Genomic DNA, 23,944 nt, shown 5'->3' with positions numbered 1-23,944 from the left:
CAGGCGCAGGCTAGTGGCTCCACCCGGCCCGGCTCAAGAGGCAGGTTCCGCACGATAACGAGCCGGTATCGGCCCGAAGTTCGTCGGACGCGAGGCCTTGACGGGCGGGTGAACGTGGCGTTTCCTGTGACCGCCGCGTTCGATCGCGTTCGTTTGTGAGTGTTTGAACGTTCAAATCAACCAAGCCCCCCACCTTGGAGCATCCATGCGCCTGCGCCTGTGCACGTCCGGCGTCGCCGCCTTCGCCCTCGCGCTGACGGGCTGTTCGGCGGACCCGCCCGACCCGGCGGCGCACGGCCCGCTGACCATCACCTTCCTGCAGAAGCAGGGCGACCAGGGCTACTTCGTCGACGAGGCGGCCGGCGCCAGGGCCAGGGCGGCGCAGCTCGGCGTCGAGCTGACCGTCGTCGACCTCGGCAACGACCGCGACCGCGCCCTCAAGGAGGCCGGGGCGGCCCTCGGCAGGAAGACGGGCGGCCTCATCGCCGTCGTGCCCGACCCGACCGTCGGCCCCGACCTCGTCGCCCTCGCCCGCCGCGCCGACGTCCCGCTGCTCTCCACCGACGACCAGCTCTGCGCCGACTACCCCGACCCCGGTGCCTGCTTCTCCAACGGACTCGTCCCGCGCGTCGGCTTCAACGGCGCCGCCATGGGCGCGGCGGTCGGCGAACGCGCGGCCATCGAGTACGGGAGGACGGGCTGGAAGCCCGCCGACACCTGGACGCTGTCCGTCGCGAACGACGACATCCCGGTCTGCCGCGACCGGGTGAACGCGGCGGCGCAGGCGTTCTCCGCCCACGCCGGCGCCGTCCTGAAGAACGCCAAGGTGTGGGCCGCCAACACCGTCGACGACGCCCGCAAGCGGACCGCCTACACGCTGTCCACCAGCCCCGGCGTCCGGCACTGGGTGGTGTGGGGCTGCAACGACGAGGACGTCGAAGGCGGCATCAAGGCCCTGGCCGAGGCGGGCTTCGGGCCGGAGAACGTCGTCGGCATCGGCATCGGCGCCTACCTCGCCTGCAAGGACTGGCAGGCCGGCCGGCCGGCGGCGATGCGGGCCGCACTCCTCATCAAGGGCGCCGAGGTCGGCGCGCTCGCCGTCCAGCAGATGGCCGACCGGCTGCGCGAACACAAGGAGCTCCCGCACGAGACGATCGTCCCGACGGCCATGGTCGACCCCGCGAACCGGCAGGCGTCCGGCGCGGCCTGCACCTGAGCACGACCCGGCCCGCCGACGGGGCCGCCGAACGGCGCTGTGTAGGCTGCACCCCGCCCTGTCCGGGCCCGGAAACACCCCCACGGCAGATCCAGGAGTCGATCGCGCATGTCCGCCCCCGCTCAGCGCCGCAAGGTCCACCTGTCGCAACAGCGCGTGGCCGACAGCCCGTTCGGGCCCCTCCGGATCAGCCACGACCGCTGGCCCTCCGTCATCGTCCGGCTCACCGGCGCGGGCATACCCACCGTCACGGCGGTGCCGGACCGCGAGCACGGCGCCCTGTCCGTCAACGGCCACCACGTGCCCACGGTGCGGGGCAGCCGCGGCTGGGACCCGCGCCGCAAGGCCCGCACCCGCACCGCCCTCGTCGGGGCCCGCGGCTACGAGCTGCGGCCGACCGGGCTGTGCCGGGCCGAGCTGCGCCGCGACGGCGCGGTCATCGGGCGGGCGAGCAGCGGCCTGGGCGCGTACTCCCCGTTCCGCTCGATCCCGGGCATCGACGCGAAGATCGCGTGGTCACCGGGCGTCGACCCGACGGACGTCGCCGTCGGGCAGGCGATGGTGGTCACCTTCGGCGCCGGGGCGCCGGGCGCCTTCCAGCGGTGCTTCATGTTCTGGCTCGACTGGGTCAACTGACACCCGTACGGGCCGGGAGGGCCTCCGGTGCGGAGTCCCGGATCGCCCGCACGATCCGTGCCGCCCAGTCCGCGGGCCGTTCGCGGCCGAGGAGTTCGGAGAGCCGGTTCATCCGGGCCCGGCGTTCGGCGGCGGAGAGGGTGAGGGCCCGGGCCAGGACGGTGCTCAGGTCCTCCGGCGAGTGCGGGTCGGTGAGGAGGGCCGCGTCGCCGAGCTCGGCGGCGGCCCCCGCGTGCCGGGAGAGCACCAGCACGCCCGGGGTGCGGGCGGGCAGCGCGGCCTGGGCGGCGACGAACTCCTTGGCCGTCAGGTTCATCCCGTCCTGGAACGACGTCACCCACAGCACGTCGGCCGTCAGGTACTCGTCGACGACCGCGGCGGCGGACAGGCTGCCCGGCAGGTAGTCGACCGGCCGCCAACGGCCCTGCTGCCAGCGGTCGTTGACCTCGGCGATCCGCTGCTCCAGCTGCCGGCGGGTGGAGTCGTAGGCGGTGATGCCGGGCTCGGGCGGCGGGCAGACGAGCCGGAAGACGAGCCGCCCGCGAAGCTCCGGCCGGCGCTCCAGCAGGCGGTCCAGGGCGTCGACCTTCTGGACCGGCGCCTTGGCGTAGTCGAGGCGCTCGACCGAGAGCACCACCCGCCCGGCGGCCGGGCGCGGCCTCGGCCTGCGCAGCCGGGCGAGCCGTTCGACGGCGGCCCGGTCGACGCCCAGCGGATGCACCTCGGTGCGCGGGGCGCGCTGCCCCAGCGTCCGCCGGAAGCGCTCGGCGAAGGCGTCGGTGTGGAAGCCGGCCCAGTCGAGGCAGGCGAGGGAGGCGCGCAGCTCGGCCGCGACGGGCAGGGCCGCGAAGACCTCGGGAGCCGGGAACGGGGTGTGGTGGAAGAGCCCGGTCCTGAGGTCGGGCCGGGTGCCGCGCAGCAGGCCCGGGACGAGCCACAGGTTGTAGTCGTGCAGCCAGACGGTGGCGCCGGGCGCGGCCTCGGCGGTGATGTGCTCGGCGAAGCGCGCGTTCACCGCCCGGTAGGCCGCCCAGGCGTGCCGGTCGGGGACGGACCGCGCGGGCTCGGACATCAGCACCGGCCACAGCGTCTCCTTGCACGCCCGGTGGAAGTAGCCGGTCCACTGCTCCGCGCTGAGCGGCACGAGGGAGAGCGGCAGCCCGGTGGGGTGCGGGCGGGGGGCCTCGCGGTCGCCGCTGGCCAGCGCGGTGACCCACACGCCCGGCAGGCCGTCGGCGAACGCGCTGGTCAGGGTCGGGAGTATGCCGTTGGGGCTGCTGGGCGGCTGCCACCTGGTGCCGGTCCAGTGCATCGGCGGCCGGTGGTAGGCGACCACCACGGAGTGCCGGCGGTGGGGCCGGTCCGGATCGGGGCCGACCCAGCCGAGGTCCTGGAGCACCGCGTGGATCCCGGCGGCGCCGGTCTGCCGGGGGCGGCGGACCAGCGGGTCCCCCGCGACGGCGTCGAGCAGGGCCGTCTCGGCGCCGCCGACGACCACGCCGTGTGCGCCGGTCCTGAACAGCGACAGGTCGTTGAGCGAGTCGCCGGCGACGAGGATCTGCTGCGGCGTCCAGCCCAGCTTCCCGGCCAGGGCCCGCAGGGCGTTGCCCTTGGACGCCCCCGCGGGCAGGACGTCGAAGTAGCGGCCCGCCGAGTACTCCCAGCCGCAGCCGAGCGCCCGGACGGCGTCGGTGACCTCGCGGGTGAGCCGCTCCGGGGCCACGTGGTAGGAGCAGCGGCCCTCCTGGACGACGCCGAACTGGTAGGTGAGGGCGGGGAAGCGGCGCAGCGCGGCGCGGATGCGGGCCGGTCCCGGCCAGCCGGCGCGCAGCTGCTCCAGGAGCGGGTCGACGGGGGAGAAGTCCGCCCCGTCGGCGACGGTGGCACCGACGTCGGCGATGATCCAGCGCGGGCGCGGGACGAGCGGGTCGCGCAGCACGTCGCGGACGGAGGACAGGCCCCGGCCGGTGGCGAAGACGAGGGTCACCTCGGGGTGGCGGGCCAGGGCGTCGCGCAGGCGGCGGCGTTCCTCCCGGGTGCCGCCGAGTAAGGTGCCGTCCAGATCGGTGACCAGAACCCTTGTGACGGGTGACATCCGTGACATCCGCCGGACGCTAGCACGATCACTCAGCGGTGTGAAGTGTTCACCTCAGGTGTGCGGGACGGCAGCCGGGCGGCGAGCTCGTCGGCGCGCAGGGCCGCGTCCGAGCCGGGGCCGGTGGTCGCCGCCGCTCCGCAGACCACCGCCGCCGCGAGGCAGTCCGGCAGGCCCAGGCCGTCCAGGAGGCCGTGGACGAGGCCCGCGTTGAAGCAGTCCCCGGCGCCCGTGGTGTCGACCGGCCGCACCGGGACGGCCGGGACGTCGTGGCGCTCGCCGCCGCGCACGGCGGTGGCGCCGTCCGCGCCGCGCTTGACCACCAGGGTCGGCACGAGGGCGGCGAGTTCGGCGATCGCGTCCTCCGGCCCGGCGGCGCCGGTCAGCCGCAGCGCCTCGGCGGCGTTCGGGGTGAGGACGTCGACCAGCGAGAGGATGCGGCGGACCGCCGGGTCGTCGAGCGTCGCGGGGGAGTCGTGGCAGTCCATGACCACCTGCGTGCCGAGCCGCCGGGCGGCCTCGGCGGCCGCCACCATGTCGTCGTCCCAGCGAAGTTGGGGCACCATCAGGACGCGCGGACGGTACCGGCGTAGCAGCGGGACGAGGGGCGCGGGGGCGACCGGGTCCTGGAAGCTGACCATCGCGCGGTCGCCGGGGTAGGCCATCGCGACGGTCACGCTCCGGACGGGGACGGGGTGGTGGCGGAACGCGGAGGCGTCCAGCCCTTCCCGGCGGGCACTGGCCAGCACCTGGGCGCTGAAGGCGTCCGTGCCGAAGTCGGCGCTCCAGACGACGTCGCGCCCGAGCCGCCGCAGTGCCATCGCGGGCGTGTACGCGCCCCCGGGCACCCACGCGAAGCCGTCGGCGAACACCTCGCCGCCGGGCTCGACCGGCCGGGGCAGCCCGTGGAACACCAGGTCCGCGAAGTACGCGCCGGCCACCAGTACTTCGCACGGCTGTAAGGTCCCGTTCGACTCCATCCGGCGAGCATAGGGGTCCGCAGCGCACCGCGAGGCGCGAACGCGTCAAAGCACCCAGTAGGAGAGAACGCATTCGTTCACTAAACTCGGAGGTGGATCCGGGACAGCGGAGAGGTGGTGCCGGCATGACCGCCGAACCCGAGGCCACGCGCGGAGCGGCCGACGCCGTGCCGCTGCGCCGGCGCGGCGAGGTGCTGGAGAGCGCGATCTTCGGGGCCACGCTCCGGCAGCTCGTCACGGACGGCTACGCGCGGCTCACCATGGAGGGCGTCGCGGCGGCGGCGCAGACCGGGAAGGCGGCGCTCTACCGCCGCTGGTCGTCCAAGGAGGAGCTGGTCATGGACGCCCTGCGCGCCAGCCTGCCCCCGGCCGGGCCGGCCCCGGACACCGGCAGCCTGCGCGGGGACCTCGTCGAGGTGGTCACCCGGCTGCGGGCGGCGATGTTCAGCGAGTCGGGCGCGGCCGTGCGCGCCGTCATGAGCGAGCTCGACCACGAGCGGGCGCACGCCTTCCTGGAGATCGTGCTGGTGCGCGTGGTCGAACCCACCACCCGGCTGATCGCCGAGGTCCTCTCCCGGGGCGCCGCCCGCGGCGAGGTCCGTGCGGCGGCGGTGACGCCGCTGGTCATCGACGTCGTGCCGGCGCTGATGCTCTACCGGTTCAAGATGTGCGGCGGCGCGCCCGTCCGGCTGGACCCGGAGGCCATTGTGGACGAGGTCCTGCTGCCGATGGTCCGCCCGTGAGAGCGGCGGACGCCGGTCCTCAGGCGCCGTCCGCGGGGGAGTCGGGCACGGCCGCGTAGGCCTTGGCGGCGGCGGCCTCGAAGAAGCGCAGCAGCTCGACCGGGAACGGCAGGACGAGCGTGGAGTTCTTCTCGGCGGCCACCTCGACCACCGTCTGGAGCAGGCGCAGCTGCATCGCCGCCGGGGTCTCGGCCATCGTCGTCGCGGCCTCGGCGAGCTTGGAGGCGGCCTGGAACTCGCCGTCGGCGGTGATGATGCGGGCGCGGCGCTCGCGGTCGGCCTCGGCCTGGCGGGCCATCGAGCGCTTCATGGTCTCGGGGAGGGTGACGTCCTTGATCTCCACCCGGTCGATGTGCACGCCCCACCCGGTGGCCGGGCTCTCCAGCATGATCTCCAGTCCGCGGTGGAGCTGCTCGCGGCCGGAGAGAAGGTCGTCGAGCTCGCTCTTGCCGATGATCGAGCGCAGCGAGGTCTGGGCGACCTGGAGCATCGCGAAGCTGTAGTTCTGGACGTCGACGGTGGCCTTGATCGGCTCGATGACCCGGAAGTACAGGACGGCGTCGACGCTGACGGAGACGTTGTCCTTGGTGATGCCCTCCTGCGCGGGCACCGGCATGGTGACGACCTGGACGTTGACCTTGCGCATGCGGTCGACGACCGGGATGAGGAGCGTGAGCCCGGGCTGGCGGGCCCGGCTGCGCACGCGGCCGAGCCGGAAGACGACCCCGCGCTCGTACTGCTGGACCACGCGGACGCCGGTGACGAACCAGAACAGGGCCAGGACCAGGATGAGTACGACAATCGCCACGGTACTGCGACCTCCCCCGCCGCGGCGCAGCCCGCGCCGGGACCGGAGTGGCCCTGTCGCACGGGTGCGAGCCGCGGAGCACAGTATGCGCCCGGGGTGTGACGTCCGACAGGGAGCGGAACGGGCCTTGACGAATCGTTACGCTCCGGATGCCGTCGGCACCGGGGAACGGCCGGGCCCTGCCCGGGCGTTGAGTCCGGCGGGGGCGGGTGAGGACCCGGCCGGGTGCGGGCGAGTGGTGGCCGGGGCTCCCGGCGGGCGCGGGCGAGTGGTGCCGGAAGCCGACGCCGGGCGCGAGCGACAGCTCCGTGCGCCCCTGCGGCGACGACTTCGCCGCCCTGGCGGATTCAGCCAGGATGAACGTCAGGACATAGTTGATCCATACCAGTTGACAGTGCGGCAGCGGTTAGCGAATGCTGGTGCCCGGCGCCGGACGCGACCGAGCCACCCGCGCCTCGTTGCGCACCGGTCGCCGCCACCGGACCCCGGGTGCGCCCCGTCCTGTCGTACCCCCGTCGGCGGGGTCGGGGCGCCCCCGGGCCGGTATCACCTCCGCTCCGCCAGCACCGGGAAAGGGACCTCCGCCATGGCCCGTCTGCCGCACCGCTTCCGGCCTGCCGCCTCCTCGCCCCCCGTGCTGGGCCGCTCCGCCGCCCTGGCCGCCGCCGTCCTCGCCGGCGTCGTGGTGGGCGGGGCCGTCGAGGCCGTGCGGCGGCGCCGCGCCGTGCCGGCGGCCCACGGCGACGAGCGGACGATGACCACCACGGCGGGCAACGTGCTCGCGTACCGCGTGCACCGGCCGCCGGACGACGCCCCGGCCGACCCGTTCGCACCGCTCGTCGTCTTCGACGGCGCGCTCGGCGACGGGGCCGGCCACGCCGAGTGGCTGCTGCGCGAACTCGCCGTCACCGGACCGGTCGTGACGTACCACCGTGCCGGCTACGGCCGCAGCAGCTACACCGGCGGCCGGCACTTCGACATCGACGCGGCCGCCGCCGACCTCGCCGACCTCGTCCGCCACGTCGCCGGCGAGCGGCCCGTCGTACTCGTCGGCCACTCCCTCGGCGGTTACCTCGCCGCCACCGCCGCCCGCCGCCTGCCCGGCCACGTGCTCGCCCTCGGGCTCGTCGACCCCTCCCACCCGGGGGAACCGCTGGGCCGGGTCGACACCGGCCCCGCGGGCGCGTCCCTGGACGGCGTCGTCCTGCGCCTCGACGCCGACGCCCGCACCTGCGCGGCCGTCCGGCGCGAGTGGCGCGGCGCCCGCGCCCGCTTCCTGCGGCACGAGGGCCGGCTGCCCCGCGCCGACGTGCCCACGATCGTCATCACCGGCAAGCGCTCCGGGGACCTGCGCGACCGGCTGCGCCTCCAGCGCGAGTACTGCGAGGCCGCGCCGACCGCCGTACACCGCGAACTCGACGCCCCGCGCGAGCAGTTGGTGACCCACTGGGCCGTGGCGCAGCACGTCGGCCAGCTGCTGGGCGAGTTCGTCGACTCGCTGGCCGCGGGCTGGGCCGTCACCGTGCCGGTCCCGCCGGGCGCCACGCGCGGACACGCCTGAGCGTCCGCGCACCCAGGACTGCCCTTCCTCCCGGTGGCACCCTTCCTGGGAGGAGGGGATTCGCACGGTCTGCCGCTAGTGCCGCGGCACTAGCGCGGGCGCCGCGGGCCGTTCTCGTCGTGCACTTCCGCGAACTCGACCACCATCGAGCCGTGGCGGCGCATCCTCGCACCGGGGGCGGGGTGCTGGCCGGTGACGACCCAGACACCGGGCCAGGTCAGCGCGCTGACGGGCGGGCCGTCCGGATCGCCGCTGGCGATGGCGAGGCCCGCCTCCCCCGCGACCTTGCGCGCCTGGGGCACGAGCAGCCCGACCACGTCGGGCACCGTCACTTCGGGGGCCGTGCTGGGTCCGATCCACGTCATGTCACCCTCCCGGGACCAGCCTGCCGCCGATGCCTCCCGGAGGGAAGACGGCGGCACCCGCCGGCCCCTCGGTGCGGGGCCGGCGGGTGCCGGTCGGACGTGTGCCGGGTGCGGGTCAGCCGAGGCTGGTGACGGCGGCCTTGACCTTGTCGCCGATGGCGGCGGGCAGCGGGACGTAGCCCTTGTCCCCGATGGCCTTCTGGGCGGCGTCGCCGACGGTGTAGGTCAGGAAGCCCTTGAGGGTGTCGAGGGTGTCCGCCTTGTTGCCCTTGTCGCAGACGATCTCGTAGGTGACGAGGACGATCGGGTAGGCGTTGTCGGCCTTGGTGGCGTAGTCGAGGGACAGGGCGAGGTCGCCGTCGGTGCCCACGACGGTGGAGGAGGCGAGGGTGAGCGCGGCGTTGGCGGCCGTCGCCGCGGCGGGCTTGGCGGCGCCGGTGCTGATCTGGGCGCTCTTCAGGTTGTTGGTCTGGGCGTAGGACAGCTCGGCGTAGCCGATCGAGTTCTTGACCTGCTTGATCTGGGCCGCGACGCCGGCGCTGCCGTTGGCGGACTGGCCGTTCTTGCCCTTCCACGCCTTGTCCGGCGCGGCGCTCCACGCGCCGCCGGAGGTCTTGGCGAAGTAGGAGGTGAGGTTGAAGGTGGTGCCGGAGTCGTCCGAGCGGTGGAAGGACTGGATGTCGGCGTCCGGCAGCTTGGCGCCCGGGTTGAGGGCGGCGATCGCCTGGTCGTTCCACTTGGTGATCTGCGAGTCGAAGATCTTGGCGGCGGTGGGGCCGTCCAGGATCAGGTTGTCGACGCCGTCGACGTTGTAGACCAGGGAGACGAGGCCGGCCACCATCGGCAGGTCGATCGCCTTGCCGCCGGTGCAGACGGCCTTCGAGGCGTCGACGTCGGCGGGCTTGAGCGCGAAGTCGGAGCCCGCGAACTGGACCTTGCCCTGGTTGAACTGCTGGACGCCCGCGCCGGAGCCGCCGCCGCTGTAGTTGACGGTGGTGCCCGAGCAGGACGCGGCGTAGAGGTTCTTCCACACGTCGATCGCGGGGCCCTGCGCGGTGGAACCGGCGCCGAGGAGCGAGCCGTTCTTGCCGCAGCTGATCGATGCGCCGCCGGCGGCTGAGGAACCGCTCGCCGCGGGGGCGGGGTTGTTGTCGTCGCTGCCGCACGCCGTCAGCGACAGGGCGCCCACCAGTGCCACCGCACTCAGGGCAAGGCTGCTGGACCGGCGGTTCCGCTGGAGCATCTCTTCGTTTCCCCTCGTTCTTCACGGCCCGCGCTCGGACGCGGGTTCCGGGGGCCTGGTGATCCCCGGGGTGAAGAATTTAGACGGGGGAGGTGAACAGATCTTCCGCCCGCGCTGAACCGGCGGTGAACCGGGGCGGTCCGGAGTGGCGGTGATCACACGGGCGGAGCAGCCGCCGTCGGCCGTCCGGGTGAGGGCGACGGCGGCGGCCCGCCGACGTGGGGTCAGCCGACGTGGGGTCAGCCGACGCGAGGTCAGTCGGCAAAGGCCCCGGCGTGCTCGGCGGCGAACTCGGCGAAGGAGCGGGCCGGACGGCCGGTCAGCTTCTCGACGTCCGGGCTCACGGCGGAGGCGTGCCCGGCCGCGTACAGGCCGTAGAGCTCGACCATGCCCTCGGCGCGCCACGGGTCCCAGCCGGCGTCGAGCATGCCGGCGAGGGCGGCGTCGGGGGCGACGGCGGTGTACCGCACCGTGCGGCCGGCCACCGCGCCCAGCTGCTCGGCGAGGGCGTCGTGGGTGAGCGCCGCCGGGCCCGTCAGGGTGTGGACGGCGCCCTCGTGGCCCTCCGTAGCCAGCACCTCGACGGCCGCCGCGGCGACGTCCCGCGCATCGACGTACGACACCGCGCCCTCGCCGCCCGGCACGGCCAGCCGGCCCGCCCGCACGCTCGGCGCCATGCCCAGGAAGTTCTGGTAGAAGCCGTTCGGCGCGATCACCGTCCACGGCAGGCCGCTCGCCCGCAGGTGCTCCAGGCCCGCGACGTGCGAGGCCACGAACCGGACGCCCGCCGGGCGCTGCTCCATGCCCGCGGCGGCGTGCAGGACGACGCGCGGGCGCCGGCCGGTGCGCACTGCCGCGTCGATCACGTTCCGCTCGTGGTCGGCCATGTCCGGGTGGACGGCGACCAGCAGGTAGACCACGTCGGCGCCGGCGAGCGCCGCGTCCAGCGAGGCCGGGTCGGAGAAGTCGGCGGCGGCCTTCTCGACCCCGCCGTCCCACTCCGCCGGAGCCTCGGCGGGATTGCGCAGCAGCGCGCGGACGCTCTCGCCGCGCTCGCGCAGCCCCGTGACGATCTTCGAGCCGACCGTGCCGGTGGCACCCGTCACTACGATCATGGACATCTCTTCTCCCCGTGCTCGACCCGGACCTGATTCCGCATCAGGTCAGATGATCGCAGTTCGACGGGAATCGGATCAAGGCGCGTCCACCGGGCGGTGGGTGGGGCGGGCCGGGCCGACGACACGCACGGTGGCCCGGCCGTGCTCGACTTGGCGGCGGCCGGGCGATTGGATGGGCCCGCGCCAGTGCCGAGGGCCCCGCCGGAGCCGAGGGGGCCGGGGCCCGTCCGGACCAGCCCAGCCGAGGAGCCGCCACCGTGACCGACACCCCCGCCGCCGAGCCCGACGCCGCCGCAGCGGCCCGCCGAATCGCCGAAAGGCGTGAGCAACTCGGAATCAGCGAAGATGAGTTGGCGCAGCGCGCGGCGATGGCGCCGAACTACCTGCGCCACCTGCTGACGGCCGGCCCCGCCTTCGACCCGGGCGGCTTCGTTCGCATCGCCGCCGTGCTCGGAACCACCCGGGAGGTCCTCGTGGAGGGGCGCGCCGACGCCCCGCCCGGGCAGGGGGCGCCGGGGCCGCGCCCGCGCCTGCTCGACCTCGGCGAGACCGAGTGCTGGGCGCTGGTCGGCACCCACGGGGTGGGCCGGGTCGGCCTGCCGGTGCGGCCGGGCCCGGTGGTGTTCCCGGTCAACTACGTCGTGGACAAGGGCTCGTTCGCGTACCGGACGGCCACCGGCAGCGTGACCGACCCGGAGGACGGCGTGGAGGCGTCCTTCCAGGTCGACCACCTCGACGAGTACCTCGGCCGCGGCTGGACCGTCCTCGTGCTCGGCACCGCGCACCACGTCACGGACGAGGAGGAGCTCCGGCACCTCGCGGGCCTGCCCGGCTCGGCCCCGTGGGCCGGCGGCGACCGGCCGCTGTGGGTGCGGATCCGGCCGGACGGCGTCACCGGACGGCGGATCGTCAGCGGGTGACCAGGGACCGGGGGACCGGAGGGAGCGCCCCGATGCGACCGTGGCGGTTCGTCGTCTGGTGGGGGATCATCAGCCTCCTGGCGGACTTCGTGTACGAGGGCGCCCGGTCGGTCACCGGCCCGCTGCTCGCCTCGCTCGGGGCCTCCGCCGTGGTGGTCGGCGCGGTGACGGGCGCCGGGGAGGCGGCGGCGCTGGGCCTGCGGCTGGTGTCGGGGCCGCTGGCCGACCGCACCGGGCGCTTCTGGGCGCTGACGATCGCGGGCTACGCGCTCACCGTGCTGTCCGTGCCGCCGCTCGGCGTCGTCGGGGCGCTCGGGCCGGCCTGCGTGCTCGTCGTCGCGGAGCGGGTCGGCAAGGCGGTGCGCTCCCCGGCCAAGGACACGCTGCTCTCGCACGCCACCGCCGCGACCGGCCGCGGCCGGGGCTTCGCCGTCCACGAGGCGCTCGACCAGGTCGGCGCGGTGGTCGGGCCGCTCACCGTCGCCGGGGTCCTGGCGGCGGGCGGCGGGTACGGCCCGGCGCTGGGCGTCCTCGCGATCCCGGGCTCGGCCGTCCTGGTGCTGCTCGGGTGGCTGCGCACCCGGGTGCCCGACCCGGCGGTGTACGAGCCCGCCGCAGTGCCCGAAGCCCGCCGGGAGCGGTCCCGATCGCGCCGCCTGCCACGGGTGTTCTGGGTCTACGCGGCCTTCACGGCCACCACGATGACGGGCTTCGCGACCTTCGGCCTGCTCTCCTACCACCTCGTCCAGCGCCACCTGCTCTCCGTCTCGCTGATCCCGGTGCTGTACGCGGGCGCGATGCTCGCCGACGCGGCGGCGGCCCTGGTTGCCGGGTGGCTGTACGACCGCGTCGGCCCGCGCGTCCTGCTGGCGCTCCCGGCCCTGGCCGCCGCCGTCCCGGCCCTGGCGTTCACGGACACCCTGGCGGCGGCGGTCACGGGCGCACTGCTCTGGGGCGCGGCGACCGGCCTCAGCGAGGCGACGCTCCGCGCCACCATCGCCGACCTCGTCCCGGCCCCCAACCGCGCCACCGCGTACGGCGTCTTCGCGGCCGTGACGGGCGCGGCCACCCTGGCCGGAGGCGTCCTGACGGGCGCCCTGTACGAGACGTCGATCCCCGCGCTCGTCGCGGTCGTGGCCGCGATCCAGGCCGCGTCGCTCGTCCTCCTGGCCGTCGTCCGCCGCCGCCGCCGGTGACGGTGGAGGTGGAGGTGGCGGTGCCGGCCCCGGCGGCCCCGGCGGCTCGTTCTCGGCTTGCCCTCGACCAACTGGAGGGCCCTACGGTCGCCCGTCATGCGAACCATCGGCACCACGCGCGTCCCGCCCGTCCCGCCCGTACGGCGACCGGCCCTGCCCCGGCCCTACCTGCTCTGGATCGCCGGCACCCGGGCCTCACTGGCCGGCGACGCGGCCCTGACCTTCGCCCTCGGGTGGGCGGCGAGCGCCCACGGCGGCCGGACGGCGGCCCTCGTCCTGACCGCGATCACCCTGCCCCGGACCGTCCTCCTCCTGCTCGGCGGGGCCGTGGGGGACCGCGCCGGCGCCCGCCGCGTGATGATCGCCGGGGACGCGGTCATGCTCGCCGCCGCACTCGGGCTCGCCGCGACGAGCGGGGCGTCGGCGGCGCCCGTCTGGATGCTGATCGCCTTCGCCGCCGTCACCGGGACGGTCGACGCGTTCTACCTCCCCGCGACCGGCTCCATGCCGCGCCGCCTCGTCGGCCCCGAGCAACTGCCCCGGGCGATGGCCCTCCAGCAGGCCGGCAGCCAGGTGGCGGTGCTGCTCGGCGCCCCGATCGGCGCGGCGCTGGTCGCGGCGGCGGGCCTGGGCGGGGCGGCCCTGGTGGACGCGGGCACGTTCGCGGCCGTACTCGCCGTCATGGTGCGGGTGCGTCCGATGGCGAAGGAGGAACGGCCGTCGCGGCGGGAGGGCCTGGCCGCGGGCATCGCCGATGGCGTCCGGCTGGTGGCCAGGGATCCGGTGCTGCGCCCGGCGCTGCTGCTGACGGCGGCCGCCGCGGCCGGACTGCTGCCGGTGGTCTCGCTGCTCGGGCCGCTGCTGGCCCGGTCGGCCGGCTGGGGCCCCGGGGCCGCAGGTCTGGTGGGGGCGGGGCAGAGCGCGGGCGTACTCGCGGTCGCGCTGGTGGCCGCTCGCCGTGGTCCCCTGCGGCGGACCGGCGTGGGGGCGAGCCTGGGCCTGGCCGTCGCCGGCGTGGGGACCGGCGCGCTCGCCGCGGCTCCCGTCCCCGCGGTGGCCGTGCTCGCGGCGGTGGTGGTCGGTGCCGGGTCGAGCCTGTTCGCCTGCCACGTCGGCCCGTTGGTCCTGGGCGCGGCGCCCGGGTCGCACCTGTCGCGCGTGCAGTCCGCGCTGACGCTCGTGCAGAGCGCGGCGCTGGTGCCGGCGACCAACGTGCTGGGCGGCCTCGCCCACGCGGCCGGGGCGAGGAGCGCGCTCGCGCTGTGCGCCGTCCTCGGAGGCGCGGCGGCAGCGGCGGGCCTGGCCTCGCCCGCGTTGCGGACGGCGGGAGCGACCACTGCGGCCCGCGCGAACGCGGGCCGCAGGGAGCCTGCTTGAGGCGTTACTTCTTCTTCAGGTTCGGCGGCAGCACGTTGTACGGGTTGTGGTGGTGGTCGCCGATGTGCAGCTGCTCCTCCGGCTTGCCGGCGAGCTTCGGCAGGACGTGCTTGCCGGTCGGGTCGGTGATCACGATCGCGTCGCCGGTGCGGCGGACGTCGTGCGGCGAGCCCTTGGCGTAGGAGGCGAGCTCCGCGCCGAGGCCGGTCGGGGTGGAGTCGGCGACCGTGCCGAACACGGCGGTGGGCAGGGTCAGGCCGGTGGCCGTCGTGCCGAGGGCGGTGTAGGCGGACTGCTCGCCGCCGTACGCCGCGCCGAACGCGCCGCCGCCGGTGACGGTGGTGCCGGCCGGGACGGTGACCGGGACGTTGGTGCCGGCCGGGCCGTTGACGGTGACGACGCCGCCCTGGACGTACCCGGTGACCGAGCCCGCGTTCTGGGTCTGCTGCCAGGCGTTCTGGTTCTTGAGGACGGTCCCGGCGTCGGTGAGCGTCTGGTTGACCACCGGGGTGTCCGTGGTGAACCACGTGCGGTAGGCCGACAGGATGCCGCTCATCGTCTGCAGCGCCAGCTGGTCGTCCGTCAGGTTGGACTGGTGCATGAAGAACGGCCGCGGGTCGTTGGACAGCACGTACCCGAGGGTGATCTCGGTCTGCAGCGGCAGGACGTAGCTCGACCACGCCGTGTTGAGGTCCAGCGGCGAGATGCAGGTGGTGGTGGCGGGGTTGGCCTCGCAGTTGCCGCTGCCGCCGTTCGCCTTCGAGGTGTAGAGCCAGTTGTACTCGCTCACCTCGTCCTGCTGCGTCGAGACGTTGTAGAACACGTTGACCGGGTGGCGCGGCACGCCCAGCGCGGAGGAGATCTGGCGCTGGCCCGTCTCGCGGGAGGCGTCGACGCCCAGCCACTGGACGTTGTTGGCGGCCAGCGACGCCAGGAAGTTGGGGTTGTCGCTCGGCTGCTGCGGCAGCCTGAACGTGCCGGAGTGCTCGCCGCCCACCAGCTCGTTGGGCCGGAACGGCAGCCCGTTGGCCAGGCCGAACTGGATGTTCTGGGCGATCTGGCCGTTGATGGTGGCCTGGTCGACGTACTGGATGGCGCCGGAGGCGTCGGTCTGGCAGCGCCACGGGATGACCGAGAAGTCCTGGACGCAGCCCAGGAAGTCGTGGTCGTAGGTGTGGTTGAGCCACATGAAGCTGTTCTTGTTCGCGAGGAGCGCGACGCTCAGCGGGTCGGTGCCGCCCTGCGCCTGCGCGTACTCGAGGCCGGGGTCGGCGTTGAACAGGAAGTCCAGCTGGTAGTTGTTCTGCTGCTGCCAGTTCACCACCGTGGAGACGTCCGCGGCCGTCATCCGGAGCGGGTTGGTGCTCGGCACCCCGGCCGCGCAGTCGCCCTCGCCCGGCGTGCACTTGCCGCTCTGGCTCCAGCGCGCATTGGCATTGAAGAGGTCGTCGATGTGGGCGGAGAAGTAGTTGCGCCAGTAGCCGAGGTGCACGCCCCGCGTCACCCAGTCGACGATGCCGTGGGCGAGCAGCTGGAACTGCTGCTGGTAGTAGTTGTAGGCGAAGGTGAGCACGAGCTGCTGGCGCCCGCCGCTCGTGTAGACGCCCGCGAGCACGCCCTGCGTCGACGTGCCCGGGATGGTCTCGGTGATGTAGGGCTCGAAGTGCGAGCCGGTGGCCGCGTTGTCGGGCAGCGCGGTGGGCAGCGCGCCGTACGAGCCGCTGCCGCCGGCGGTGCCCTCGAACGACACGGGGCCGTTGAGGTAGCGGAAGGCGTCGCCGCGGGCGGAGGCGCTCGCGGTGGCGGTGGTGGCGTCCATCGAGCCGGTCCACGCGGGGGCGCTCAGACCGGTGTTGGCGCCGGGCCAGACGTACGAGTCGACCTGCCGCACGTGGTACGAGGCCTCGTAGCCGGTGAGGGCGGAGAGCTCGCCGGCGGAGAGCTGACCGGGGGAGTCGCTGGGCAGGACGACGCCCTCGAAGTGGCCGTGCGGGGTGCCGTCGGCCAGGGTGTCGGCGAGGAAGGCCGCCGAGATGGTCGCGCGGTTGGCGCTGGTGAGGTCGACCACGGTCGTCGGGACGCCCTCGGAGACCAGCTGCTTGCGGATGCCCTCGACCCAGGGGTTGCCGTCCGTGACGACGAGGACGTTGAGGTCCACCCGGGACGTCGCGGCGGAGGCGGGCACGACGGTGCCGAGGGATATCACCACGCCGGCGGTGGCCAGCGCGACCAGCGGCAGGGCGCGGAAGGGCGTCCGGCGGGACGTCTTCCTTGGCATGCGCACTGCGGCGGAGGAGTTCTTGCTTCTCATGTGATCACCCTGCCTGACCTGCGACGTCGTACCCTCCGGTTACACGAGAGATTGACCATCCGATGGGGGATTGTTTGGAAACGGTTCCCATTGCGGATGACGAGTCGTGAACGTCCGGTTCGTGCACGGGTGTTCGGAGGCGCGGGCCCGTGGCGGAGCGTCAGCCGGGTTGCACGGAGCGTGCCGGGGGTGTGGACGCGGCGCGGGTCGCCTGGTATCCAGACACGGAAAGTCACACGCCAGTCATGACGCGCGGCTCACGCCGCACGGCAGGAAAGCGGGGAGCATGCGCACGATCCTCATCGTCGGCGCCGGCCAGGCCGGCCTCCAGCTCGCCCTGGGCCTCCAGTCCCACGGCTACGACGTGACCGTGATGACCGACCGCCCGGCGGACGCGATCCGCGACGGCCGGGTGATGTCCTCCCAGTGCATGTTCGACGCGGCGCTGCGCACCGAGCGCGTCCTCGGACTCGACCTCTGGGCGGGCGAGGCACCGCAGATCGAGGGCGTCGGCGTCACCGTCCTCGGCCCGGACGGTGCGCGGGCGATCGACTGGGTGGGCCGCCTGGACGGCAGCGCGCAGTCCGTCGACCAGCGGCTCAAGATGTCCACCTGGCTGGAGACCTTCGCCGCGCGCGGCGGCCGGGTGGAGGTGCGGCAGGCCACGGTCGCCGACCTCGACCGGCTCGCCCCCGCCTACGACCTGGTGCTCGTCGCCGTCGGCAAGGGCGAACTGGCCTCGCTCTTCGAGCGCGACGCCGACCGCTCCCCGTTCGACCGGCCCCGGCGCGCCCTCGCCGCCGCGTACGTGGACGGGCTCGGCCCGCGCCCCGGGCACGACATCCCCGTCGTCGGCTTCAACCTCGTGCCCGAGGCCGGCGAGTTCTTCGTCCTGCCCGCACTGACCGCGGCCGGCCCGTGCGACGTCCTGCTCTGGGAGGCGCTCCCGGGCGGACCGGCGGACGTCTTCGGCGGGGTCACCGAGCCGGACGAGGTCCTGCGGGGGATCGTCGACCTGATGCGGACCTTCGTGCCCGGCGAGTACGAGCGGACTCTGAACGGCATCGAGGTGACCGACGCGGGCAGCACGCTGGTCGGCCGCATCACCCCGGTCGTCCGCCGTCCGGTCGGCGAACTGCCCGGTGGCGGCGCGGTGCTGGGCGTCGCCGACGTCGTCGTCACCAACGACCCGATCACCGGCCAGGGCTCCAACAACGCCGCCAAGTGCGCCGCCGTCTACCTCGACGCGATCCTCGCCCACGGCGACCGGCCCTTCGACCGCGGGTTCATGCAGGCCGCCTTCGACCGCTTCTGGCAGGACGCGCGCGCCGTCACCGAGTGGACCAACGCGATGCTCGACCCGGCGCCCGAGTACGTCGCGAACGTCATCGCCGTGGCCGGCCGGCTCCCCGCCGTCGCCGACCGGTTCGCCAACGGCTTCAACGATCCCGGGGACTGGGAGCGCTGGCTCCTCGACCCGGACAAGGCGGCGGCCTACCTGGCGAGCGTCTCCGCACAGGACTGACCGGGACGGACGGCGGGCGGTGCACCTCGGCCCCCATCGGTGCCCGCCCGCCTCCGGTCCCTTCCTCCGCCGGTCCCTTCCCTCTGCTGGTCCCTTCCTCCGCCGGCCCCTTCCTCCGCCGGAGGTCCGCTCACATGGGCATGGCCGACGACATGTGCAGTCCCGGGACCAGACCCGGGTTCCAGGGCACGAAGCAGGCGTAGCCGATCAGGGCGACGCCCAGGACGAGGCTGAACGCCTTGCCGTGGCGCCAGGTCTTCTCCAGGAACACGGCCGCGGCCAGACCGGCCATCCAGGCGAGGTTCATCACGCCGACCGCGATCAGGACGACCATCAGGCCCCAGCAGCAGCCGACGCAGTAGCCGCCGTGGTAGAGGCCGACGCGCAGGTCGCGCAGCCGCCCGGAGTAGCCGCCGAAATGCATGAGGAACCCGATGGGGGAGCGACAGTGGCTCAGGCAGCGGTCCTTGAGCGGGGTCACCTGGTACAGGCCGGCCGCCGCCAGCAGGACGGCGCCGACCCAGGGCGCGGCGCCCGGCGCCCTGGCGGCGAGTTCACCGCCCGCCCAGGCCGCGCCGAACGCGGCCAGCCCGAAGGCCTCCCACACGGCGAGGTAACCGACGACCAGACCGGTGCTACGGCCCGCGCGCGTCCAGCCCGTCGCGTGGGCGCGCAGCGTCCGCAGGTACAACGAGACGACCGGCGTGACGGAGGGGAGCATCATCGCGGCCATCATCAGCCCCCACAGGACCAGGAACCCCCACAGGTCGCGCCCCATCGTGCCCGGTCCGGGCATCATGCCCGACGAGCTGCGGACCGTCAGGACCCAGGCCAGCGCCGCCGCGGCGAGCAGCGCCGCCCGGCTCGCCGGGACGACGGCTCGTCGAGCGGTCTGGACGGACATTCAGGCCGCCCAGGAGAACGGCGCCGAGAAGGCGTTCTTCCCTTCGTTTCCGAACTCGAGGCCGAAGGCGTTCACGCGCGACCTCGTCGCGGTTCCGGCCGCGAGGGTGTCCGCGGGGAATCCCACGCCGCTGACCCGCACGCCCTTCCCGGTCGCGTCGAGCGGAGAGACGAAGTCCTCGACCTCGATGTCGACCGCGTCACCGATCCGCACGCGGTGGCTCCGGCCCTCGTCGGCGTAGTCGATCCGGGCGACCTCCAGCCCGAGCATCTCCCCGACCAGCGGCCCGAGGGCCTCCATCGGGCCGCCGCGCTGACCGGAGAAGACCGCCCCGAGCGCTTCGGCCTGCCGGGGCGAGGCGGCTGCGTCCATGATCACGCCCATCCGCCAGCCGCCCTCGCTCATGAGCGGCGGGGTGTCGGCCACCACGGCGACCGTCAGACCGCTCACGTCGACGTCGTCGACCTGGCCGGAGCCGACGTGGAAGGCCAGGAACACCCGGCAGCGGTCGTAGTCCGCCGGAGCCGAGAGTCCGGAGGTGGAACAGGGGCAGACCATGTCGCAATTGCAGTTCTCGAAATACGTGCCCTCGATACGCCAGGCCATCGGAAGCTCCCTTCCTGAGGCTGAGGCACACACCCCGTGCTTCATTCTCCGCCCCTGAGGATCACCGGGCAACGCCCGGACGGCCAGGCCGGAGCGGCCGTGACGAACGGTCCCGCGGCCGTGACCGGTTGCGACGGCACCCCGCACGGAGGGCGCGTGACCGACTGCGACGCCACCCCGCACGAAGGGCGCCTGGCCGGGGGCGTGCACCGGCCGACGGCCGCTCCACGCCCCCTGGTCGCTCAGCCCGCGGTGGCCGCGCCGTCGTACACGTTGTCCGGGGTCACGATGGCGGTGATCGCGCGGCCGAGGAGGGTGGAGGGCTCCTGGCCCCCGGTCCTGGAATCGGTGTTGATCATGATGACCAGGGTGGCCCGCTGGGCCGGCAGGTAGATGGTCACCGTCTCATAGCCGGGGATCGAGCCGTTGTGGCCGATCCAGCCGTTGGTGTCGAAGATGCCGAGGCCGTAGCTCGTCCCGGGGAACCCGGTCGGGAACGTCGTGAGCCGCTGCGCCTGCGTCTCGCGGCTCAGCAGGCGCCCGGTGGCGAGGACTTCGGCCCAGTGGCGCAGGTCCGGCAGGTCCGAGATCATCGCGCCGGCCGCCCAGGCCCAGCTCGGGTTCCAGTCGGTGGCGTCCGCGGTCGCGCCGGTCGGCGTCTGATCCGTGTAACCGCGCGGGTGCGGCTCCGGGAACTCGGCCCCGCCGGGGAGGAACGTGTGGTGCAGGTGCGACGGCCGCACCACCCGCTCGTGGATCACGTCGGCGAGCGGCCGCCGGGTGACCTTCTCCACCACGAGGCCGAGCAGGATGAGATTGCTGTTGGAGTACTGGAACTGCTCGCCCGGCCCGAACGTGTTGTCGTGCTTGAAGCCGTACGCGAGCACCTCCTGCGGCGTGAAGGCACGGGTCGGATCGCTCTCCAGGTCGTGGGCGAAGCCCGCGTCCGAGGTGTACGGGAACAGGCCGCTGCGCATCTCGGCGAGCTGGCGCAGCGTGATCCGGTCGCCGCACGGCACGCCGTCGACGTAGTCGGAGATCTTGTCGTCGAGCCCGACCCTGCCCTCGTCCACGAGCTCCAGCAGCGCGGTGACCGTGAAGGTCTTGGTCTCGCTGCCGATCCGGATCCGCGAGTCCAGGGCCATCGGCGCGCCGGTGGTCTTGTCGGCGACGCCGGTCGCACGGACGTAGTCGCCCTTGCCGGGCATCCACAGCCCGACGACGACCCCGGGGATGCCCGCCTGCCGGCGCACCTCCTCGATCTTCGCGTCCAGCTGAGCGGTCAACTCGGGACCGAGGGTGGAACCGGGGCACACGCCGTGGTGGCAGCGCTCGACGGCTGCGGCGGGCACGGTCGCGGTGGCGATCGTCGCGGCGGGAGCGGCCGCGACGGGGGCGAGTACGGAGGCCACGAACAGCGTCGTGGCGAACAGCCTGCGGTAGTGGGTGCGTCGCACGTCGGGGCGCCTCTTCCAGGGGGTCACGGGCTCGGACGGCACCATTCACCACGGCGGCCCGCCCGGGACGCCCGTCCCCGCCGCCCACCCCGGCGAGTCCACTCGTTCGGATCACCGGGACCGCCCACGGCCCGGGGGCTGCTCGCGGCTGACGAGCGCGTCCTCGCGCCGCGAGCCCCGACCCGGAGGTGGTGCGGCGCCTCCCGGCCCGCACGCGCTCGCGGCCGGGGCGCCTCGGACCGCGCGTTCTCAGCCCGGCGTTCGTGGCCGGGGGCCGGCTCCGGCTGCCGTCAGTGCTGGACGCCGGTGGCGAGGCTGAAGTGCGCGAAGTACGCGTACTGGTCCGTGGACGGGCCCCACGAGGTGTCGTGGCCGCCGTAGAAGGTGGAGAAGAACACGCCGCTGAACGGGATCGACGCGAGGTCCGGGGCGCCCGCGCCGGGCTGGGTGAAGACCTGGGCGCCGTCGAGCCAGACGGTGACGTCGCCGCTGCCGCGGTCGACGAGCTGCTCGACGCTGTGCCAGGCGCCGTCGGCGGGCCACTGCCAGGAGCCGAGGCCGAGGTCGACGCCGTAGCCGGTGGGGCCGGAGTTGGTGGGGGTGTAGAGGTACACCTCGCCGTCGCCGGCGCCGGAGCCGGGATTGCGCCACATGTAGCGGGTGGACCAGGCGTTGCCGTGGTTGCCGCCGGACGCCTCGCCCGGGGAGCCGCCGTACAGGCCGGGGAGCTTGCCGGCCTTGCCGAAGTCGAAGCCGGCGGGCAGCTTGAGGCCGTACTTCAGGTCCAGGGTGGTGGAGTTGGCGAGGTCGCCGAGACCGAGCGAGGGGAGGTCGGTGTAGAACTGGCCGCCGCCGCTGGAGGGGCAGTCGGAACAGGAGTTGGCGGAGGACCCGGCGCCGTAGAACACCTGCAGCGCGGAGCCGTCGCCGGGGGCGGCGGGGTCGTTGACGAGGCTGAGGTTCTGCTGGCCCCACTTGCCCTTGGTGAGGGTGCCCCAGGCGCTGGTCCAGGTGCTGCTGCCGTAGCCGGTGAAGTCGCCGGTCCAGGAGGCTGCGTCGGTGGTCTTCGCTTCTATGGAGATGGCGGCGGTGGTAACGGTGGTGGCGGTGGCTTGGACGGGGGCGGTGGCGAGGAGGGCGAGGGAGGCGGACAGGGCGGTGAGCAAGCGCTTCATGACGGTCCTTCGGCTCTGGCGGCGGCGGGGGAGATCGTGTTGCGTCGTGCGGGGGCCGCTCACCATGACACGGCCGTGGACGTGTCCCAGTCAAGAGTCTGGACGAGGTTCAGGGATGTGAACGCTCCGTCGGTTTCGGCGCTGACGGCGCGGCTATATTGCTCTCGCCGTCCACGCGCACGCGAACAGGGAGGACCCCTATGGCGCAGCCGAGTTCCGCCGCCGCCGCAGCAGCAGGCGTGAAGTCCGCCGTCCGCACGATCGAGGTGCTGGAGTTCTTCGCCGAGCGCCCCGGACTGCACAGCCTCGCCGACGTCCAGGAGGCCCTCGGCTACCCGAAGAGCAGCCTCTACATGCTGCTGCGCACGCTGGTCGACCTCGGCTGGGTGGAGACCGACCTGACGGGCACCCGGTACGGCATAGGGGTGCGGGCGCTGCTCGTCGGCACCGCCTACATCGACGGCGACGAGGTCGTCGCCGCCACGCGCCCGGCCCTCGACCGCCTCGCCGACGACACCACCGAGACCATCCACCTCGCCCGCCTCGATGGCACCGACGTCGTCTACCTCGCCACCCGGGCCTCCCAGCACTACCTCCGCCCGTTCACCCGCGTCGGCCGCCGGCTGCCCGCCCACGCGACGGCCCTCGGCAAGGCGCTGCTGGCGACGATGTCGGACGAGGAGATCGGGCGGCTGCTGCCCGAGCGCCTGGAGCCGTTGACCGACCACACCCACACGACCCGGGCGGCCCTGCTCGACGACCTCCGAGCGATCCGTGAGCGCGGCTACGCGACGGACCGGGAGGAGAACACGCTCGGCCTGGGCTGCTACGCCGTCGCCGTCCCGGACCGCACGCCGGCCCGGGACGCGGTCAGCTGCTCCGTCCCGCTCGCGCGGCTCACGCCGGGGCGCGAACAGATGATCCGCGACGCGCTGTTCGAGGCCCAGGAGCGACTGGCGCTGGCTACGCGTCACCTGTGAGCTGATTCGCCCACTGCCGGAGGGTGGCGAAGTCGTCGGTCGTCAGGCCGGTTCGGTCGTCGACGCGGTGGAGGAGGGCCGGGCCGTCGTGGTGGGCGGCCGTCCAGTCGCGGTCGGCGTCGGTGATCTGGTCGTCGACCCAGGCGAACGGGCGGCCCTCGGCCCAGGCGACGATCTCGGGGGTCTTCCAGAAGACGCCGCGGGGTGGGGTGGGCCGGGGTTCGGACCAGGTGATGACGGGCAGTTCGGGCAGCCCGAGGACGGGGGCGATGAAGGCGTTGGCTTCGTCTTCCCAGGTGGTCGCCCAGACGAGGTCGAAGGGGAGGGCGGTCAAGTGGGGCCCGTGGTCCGGGTTGAGCCAGAGCCGGAGGGGCTTGGGGGCCTTGTTGGGCAGCCCCCACTCGGTGAGCCGCCGCCGTTCGGAGGCCTCCCAGCGGGGAGTGAGGACTCGGTGGGTCTCGTAGCCGGGCGGCCGGCGGTGGGGCTTGCGGGCGGCGGGGTTGAGCGGCCCGTCGACGTCGAGTAGCAGCAGCGGCCGCATCGGCGCACCCCCTCCGTGATCTTTGGGGGGACGGTAGCGGTGAAGGGGCGTTGGTGGCGAGGGAATTACGGCGCGTTGGGGGGGGGGGGGCGCCCCCCGAACGGGGGGTGTTGTTGTTTATAGCGAGCAAACCGCCCCCCCTTTGGTGGGGACTAGTTAACCCAGGGGAACGGCGGGGACTAACTGT

The 23,944-nt window shown here is 74.0% G+C and carries 21 protein-coding genes; 9 read left to right on the top strand and 12 right to left on the bottom strand.

What is annotated here, in order from left to right; translation table 11 throughout:
• Positions 1 to 205: 205 nt before the first annotated feature.
• Both ACFVU9_RS37900 and ACFVU9_RS37895 read left to right on the top strand, forming a co-directional pair.
• A complete protein-coding gene (locus ACFVU9_RS37900; RefSeq protein WP_387601479.1) occupies positions 206 to 1,216 on the top strand; it encodes a substrate-binding domain-containing protein in 1,011 nt (336 codons plus the stop codon).
• A 108-nt stretch (positions 1,217 to 1,324) separates the two neighbouring features.
• Complete coding sequence (locus ACFVU9_RS37895; RefSeq protein WP_387601477.1) at positions 1,325 to 1,852, top strand: hypothetical protein; 528 nt, start codon at positions 1,325 to 1,327, stop codon at positions 1,850 to 1,852.
• On the opposite strand, the gene ACFVU9_RS37890 is transcribed toward ACFVU9_RS37895, so the two are convergent.
• Both ACFVU9_RS37890 and ACFVU9_RS37885 read right to left on the bottom strand, forming a co-directional pair.
• Positions 1,845 to 3,947 carry an HAD-IIB family hydrolase gene (locus ACFVU9_RS37890; protein ID WP_387601474.1) on the bottom strand — a complete coding sequence of 701 codons (2,103 nt, stop codon included), beginning with the start codon at positions 3,945 to 3,947 and terminating at the stop codon, positions 1,845 to 1,847. The two genes, ACFVU9_RS37895 and ACFVU9_RS37890, sit on opposite strands and share 8 nt — an antisense overlap.
• A 32-nt stretch (positions 3,948 to 3,979) precedes the next feature.
• The gene (locus ACFVU9_RS37885; RefSeq protein WP_387601472.1) at positions 3,980 to 4,927 is read right to left on the bottom strand and encodes a carbohydrate kinase family protein; all 948 of its coding nucleotides are present in this window, start codon (positions 4,925 to 4,927) and stop codon (positions 3,980 to 3,982) included.
• A gap of 125 nt (positions 4,928 to 5,052) precedes the next feature.
• On the opposite strand from ACFVU9_RS37885, the gene ACFVU9_RS37880 reads away from it, so the two are divergent.
• Positions 5,053 to 5,670 (top strand): TetR-like C-terminal domain-containing protein, encoded by a 618-nt coding sequence (locus ACFVU9_RS37880; protein WP_387601469.1) that lies wholly within the window; start codon positions 5,053 to 5,055, stop codon positions 5,668 to 5,670.
• A 19-nt stretch (positions 5,671 to 5,689) separates the two neighbouring features.
• Here ACFVU9_RS37880 and ACFVU9_RS37875 read toward each other — a convergent pair whose 3' ends face one another.
• Positions 5,690 to 6,478, bottom strand: coding sequence for an SPFH domain-containing protein (locus ACFVU9_RS37875; protein ID WP_387601466.1), 789 nt, complete (start codon positions 6,476 to 6,478; stop codon positions 5,690 to 5,692).
• A 586-nt stretch (positions 6,479 to 7,064) separates the two neighbouring features.
• Here ACFVU9_RS37875 and ACFVU9_RS37870 point away from each other — a divergent pair.
• Positions 7,065 to 8,039, top strand: a complete 975-nt coding sequence (locus tag ACFVU9_RS37870) for an alpha/beta fold hydrolase (protein ID WP_387601464.1) — start codon at positions 7,065 to 7,067, stop codon at positions 8,037 to 8,039.
• An 89-nt stretch (positions 8,040 to 8,128) separates the two neighbouring features.
• Here the strand turns inward: ACFVU9_RS37870 and ACFVU9_RS37865 are convergent, their stop codons facing one another.
• The 3 genes from ACFVU9_RS37865 to ACFVU9_RS37855 all read right to left on the bottom strand — a co-directional run bounded on the left by ACFVU9_RS37865 (position 8,129) and on the right by ACFVU9_RS37855 (position 10,768).
• On the bottom strand, positions 8,129 to 8,404 hold the full coding sequence (locus tag ACFVU9_RS37865; RefSeq protein WP_380438753.1) for a PASTA domain-containing protein: 276 nt from the start codon (positions 8,402 to 8,404) through the stop codon (positions 8,129 to 8,131).
• Positions 8,405 to 8,519: 115 nt separating this feature from the next.
• The gene (gene pstS, locus ACFVU9_RS37860) at positions 8,520 to 9,647 is read right to left on the bottom strand and encodes a phosphate ABC transporter substrate-binding protein PstS (RefSeq protein ID WP_387601460.1); all 1,128 of its coding nucleotides are present in this window, start codon (positions 9,645 to 9,647) and stop codon (positions 8,520 to 8,522) included.
• Between the two features lie 254 nt (positions 9,648 to 9,901).
• Positions 9,902 to 10,768, bottom strand: coding sequence for an NAD(P)H-binding protein (locus tag ACFVU9_RS37855; RefSeq protein WP_387601457.1), 867 nt, complete (start codon positions 10,766 to 10,768; stop codon positions 9,902 to 9,904).
• A gap of 254 nt (positions 10,769 to 11,022) precedes the next feature.
• Between ACFVU9_RS37855 and ACFVU9_RS37850 the strand changes: the two genes are divergently transcribed.
• From ACFVU9_RS37850 to ACFVU9_RS37840, 3 genes are all read left to right on the top strand, one after another.
• The gene (locus ACFVU9_RS37850) at positions 11,023 to 11,685 is read left to right on the top strand and encodes a pyridoxamine 5'-phosphate oxidase family protein (protein WP_380438759.1); all 663 of its coding nucleotides are present in this window, start codon (positions 11,023 to 11,025) and stop codon (positions 11,683 to 11,685) included.
• A gap of 32 nt (positions 11,686 to 11,717) precedes the next feature.
• Positions 11,718 to 12,881: an MFS transporter gene (locus ACFVU9_RS37845; protein ID WP_387601454.1), complete on the top strand. Its 1,164-nt coding sequence runs from the start codon at positions 11,718 to 11,720 to the stop codon at positions 12,879 to 12,881.
• Between the two features lie 96 nt (positions 12,882 to 12,977).
• Positions 12,978 to 14,258 (top strand): MFS transporter, encoded by a 1,281-nt coding sequence (locus ACFVU9_RS37840; RefSeq protein WP_387601451.1) that lies wholly within the window; start codon positions 12,978 to 12,980, stop codon positions 14,256 to 14,258.
• A gap of 4 nt (positions 14,259 to 14,262) precedes the next feature.
• On the opposite strand, the gene ACFVU9_RS37835 is transcribed toward ACFVU9_RS37840, so the two are convergent.
• Positions 14,263 to 16,569 (bottom strand): hypothetical protein, encoded by a 2,307-nt coding sequence (locus ACFVU9_RS37835; RefSeq protein WP_387601448.1) that lies wholly within the window; start codon positions 16,567 to 16,569, stop codon positions 14,263 to 14,265.
• 286 nt (positions 16,570 to 16,855) lie between these two features.
• On the opposite strand from ACFVU9_RS37835, the gene ACFVU9_RS37830 reads away from it, so the two are divergent.
• Entirely contained in the window at positions 16,856 to 18,094 is a 1,239-nt protein-coding gene (locus ACFVU9_RS37830; protein WP_387601445.1) for a styrene monooxygenase/indole monooxygenase family protein, read from the top strand.
• Between the two features lie 130 nt (positions 18,095 to 18,224).
• Here the strand turns inward: ACFVU9_RS37830 and ACFVU9_RS37825 are convergent, their stop codons facing one another.
• From ACFVU9_RS37825 to ACFVU9_RS37810, 4 genes are all read right to left on the bottom strand, one after another.
• Positions 18,225 to 18,998, bottom strand: coding sequence for a DUF2182 domain-containing protein (locus tag ACFVU9_RS37825; protein WP_387601442.1), 774 nt, complete (start codon positions 18,996 to 18,998; stop codon positions 18,225 to 18,227).
• Positions 18,999 to 19,604 (bottom strand): DUF1326 domain-containing protein, encoded by a 606-nt coding sequence (locus ACFVU9_RS37820; protein WP_387601440.1) that lies wholly within the window; start codon positions 19,602 to 19,604, stop codon positions 18,999 to 19,001. It abuts the gene before it with no gap.
• Between the two features lie 242 nt (positions 19,605 to 19,846).
• Positions 19,847 to 21,061 carry a serine hydrolase domain-containing protein gene (locus tag ACFVU9_RS37815; RefSeq protein ID WP_387601437.1) on the bottom strand — a complete coding sequence of 405 codons (1,215 nt, stop codon included), beginning with the start codon at positions 21,059 to 21,061 and terminating at the stop codon, positions 19,847 to 19,849.
• A 290-nt stretch (positions 21,062 to 21,351) separates the two neighbouring features.
• Positions 21,352 to 22,236 (bottom strand): polysaccharide lyase, encoded by an 885-nt coding sequence (locus ACFVU9_RS37810; RefSeq protein WP_387601434.1) that lies wholly within the window; start codon positions 22,234 to 22,236, stop codon positions 21,352 to 21,354.
• A gap of 200 nt (positions 22,237 to 22,436) precedes the next feature.
• On the opposite strand from ACFVU9_RS37810, the gene ACFVU9_RS37805 reads away from it, so the two are divergent.
• On the top strand, positions 22,437 to 23,216 hold the full coding sequence (locus ACFVU9_RS37805; protein WP_387601431.1) for an IclR family transcriptional regulator: 780 nt from the start codon (positions 22,437 to 22,439) through the stop codon (positions 23,214 to 23,216).
• Here ACFVU9_RS37805 and ACFVU9_RS37800 read toward each other — a convergent pair.
• Complete coding sequence (locus ACFVU9_RS37800) at positions 23,200 to 23,757, bottom strand: hypothetical protein (protein ID WP_387601428.1); 558 nt, start codon at positions 23,755 to 23,757, stop codon at positions 23,200 to 23,202. The two genes, ACFVU9_RS37805 and ACFVU9_RS37800, sit on opposite strands and share 17 nt — an antisense overlap.
• Between the last annotated feature and the right edge of the window lie 187 nt (positions 23,758 to 23,944).

It is taken from the genome of Kitasatospora sp. NPDC057936 (assembly GCF_042887525.1).
Taxonomy (GTDB): Bacteria; Actinomycetota; Actinomycetes; order Streptomycetales; family Streptomycetaceae; genus Kitasatospora.
This window is presented reverse-complemented; position numbering and strand designations above follow the sequence as displayed.

Excerpts from the sequence above, each read along its gene's own strand:
- ACFVU9_RS37900 (WP_387601479.1), top strand. The coding sequence starts at position 206 with ATGCGCCTGCGCCTGTGCACGTCCGGCGTCGCCGCCTTCGCCCTCGCG.
- ACFVU9_RS37895 (WP_387601477.1), top strand. The coding sequence starts at position 1,325 with ATGTCCGCCCCCGCTCAGCGCCGCAAGGTCCACCTGTCGCAACAGCGC.
- ACFVU9_RS37890 (WP_387601474.1), bottom strand. The coding sequence starts at position 3,947 with ATGTCACCCGTCACAAGGGTTCTGGTCACCGATCTGGACGGCACCTTA.
- ACFVU9_RS37885 (WP_387601472.1), bottom strand. The coding sequence starts at position 4,927 with ATGGAGTCGAACGGGACCTTACAGCCGTGCGAAGTACTGGTGGCCGGC.
- ACFVU9_RS37880 (WP_387601469.1), top strand. The coding sequence starts at position 5,053 with ATGACCGCCGAACCCGAGGCCACGCGCGGAGCGGCCGACGCCGTGCCG.
- ACFVU9_RS37870 (WP_387601464.1), top strand. The coding sequence starts at position 7,065 with ATGGCCCGTCTGCCGCACCGCTTCCGGCCTGCCGCCTCCTCGCCCCCC.
- ACFVU9_RS37865 (WP_380438753.1), bottom strand. The coding sequence starts at position 8,404 with ATGACGTGGATCGGACCCAGCACGGCCCCCGAAGTGACGGTGCCCGAC.
- pstS (WP_387601460.1), bottom strand. The coding sequence starts at position 9,647 with ATGCTCCAGCGGAACCGCCGGTCCAGCAGCCTTGCCCTGAGTGCGGTG.
- ACFVU9_RS37855 (WP_387601457.1), bottom strand. The coding sequence starts at position 10,768 with ATGTCCATGATCGTAGTGACGGGTGCCACCGGCACGGTCGGCTCGAAG.
- ACFVU9_RS37845 (WP_387601454.1), top strand. The coding sequence starts at position 11,718 with ATGCGACCGTGGCGGTTCGTCGTCTGGTGGGGGATCATCAGCCTCCTG.
- ACFVU9_RS37840 (WP_387601451.1), top strand. The coding sequence starts at position 12,978 with ATGCGAACCATCGGCACCACGCGCGTCCCGCCCGTCCCGCCCGTACGG.
- ACFVU9_RS37835 (WP_387601448.1), bottom strand. The coding sequence starts at position 16,569 with ATGAGAAGCAAGAACTCCTCCGCCGCAGTGCGCATGCCAAGGAAGACG.
- ACFVU9_RS37830 (WP_387601445.1), top strand. The coding sequence starts at position 16,856 with ATGCGCACGATCCTCATCGTCGGCGCCGGCCAGGCCGGCCTCCAGCTC.
- ACFVU9_RS37825 (WP_387601442.1), bottom strand. The coding sequence starts at position 18,998 with ATGTCCGTCCAGACCGCTCGACGAGCCGTCGTCCCGGCGAGCCGGGCG.
- ACFVU9_RS37820 (WP_387601440.1), bottom strand. The coding sequence starts at position 19,604 with ATGGCCTGGCGTATCGAGGGCACGTATTTCGAGAACTGCAATTGCGAC.
- ACFVU9_RS37810 (WP_387601434.1), bottom strand. The coding sequence starts at position 22,236 with ATGAAGCGCTTGCTCACCGCCCTGTCCGCCTCCCTCGCCCTCCTCGCC.
- ACFVU9_RS37805 (WP_387601431.1), top strand. The coding sequence starts at position 22,437 with ATGGCGCAGCCGAGTTCCGCCGCCGCCGCAGCAGCAGGCGTGAAGTCC.
- ACFVU9_RS37800 (WP_387601428.1), bottom strand. The coding sequence starts at position 23,757 with ATGCGGCCGCTGCTGCTACTCGACGTCGACGGGCCGCTCAACCCCGCC.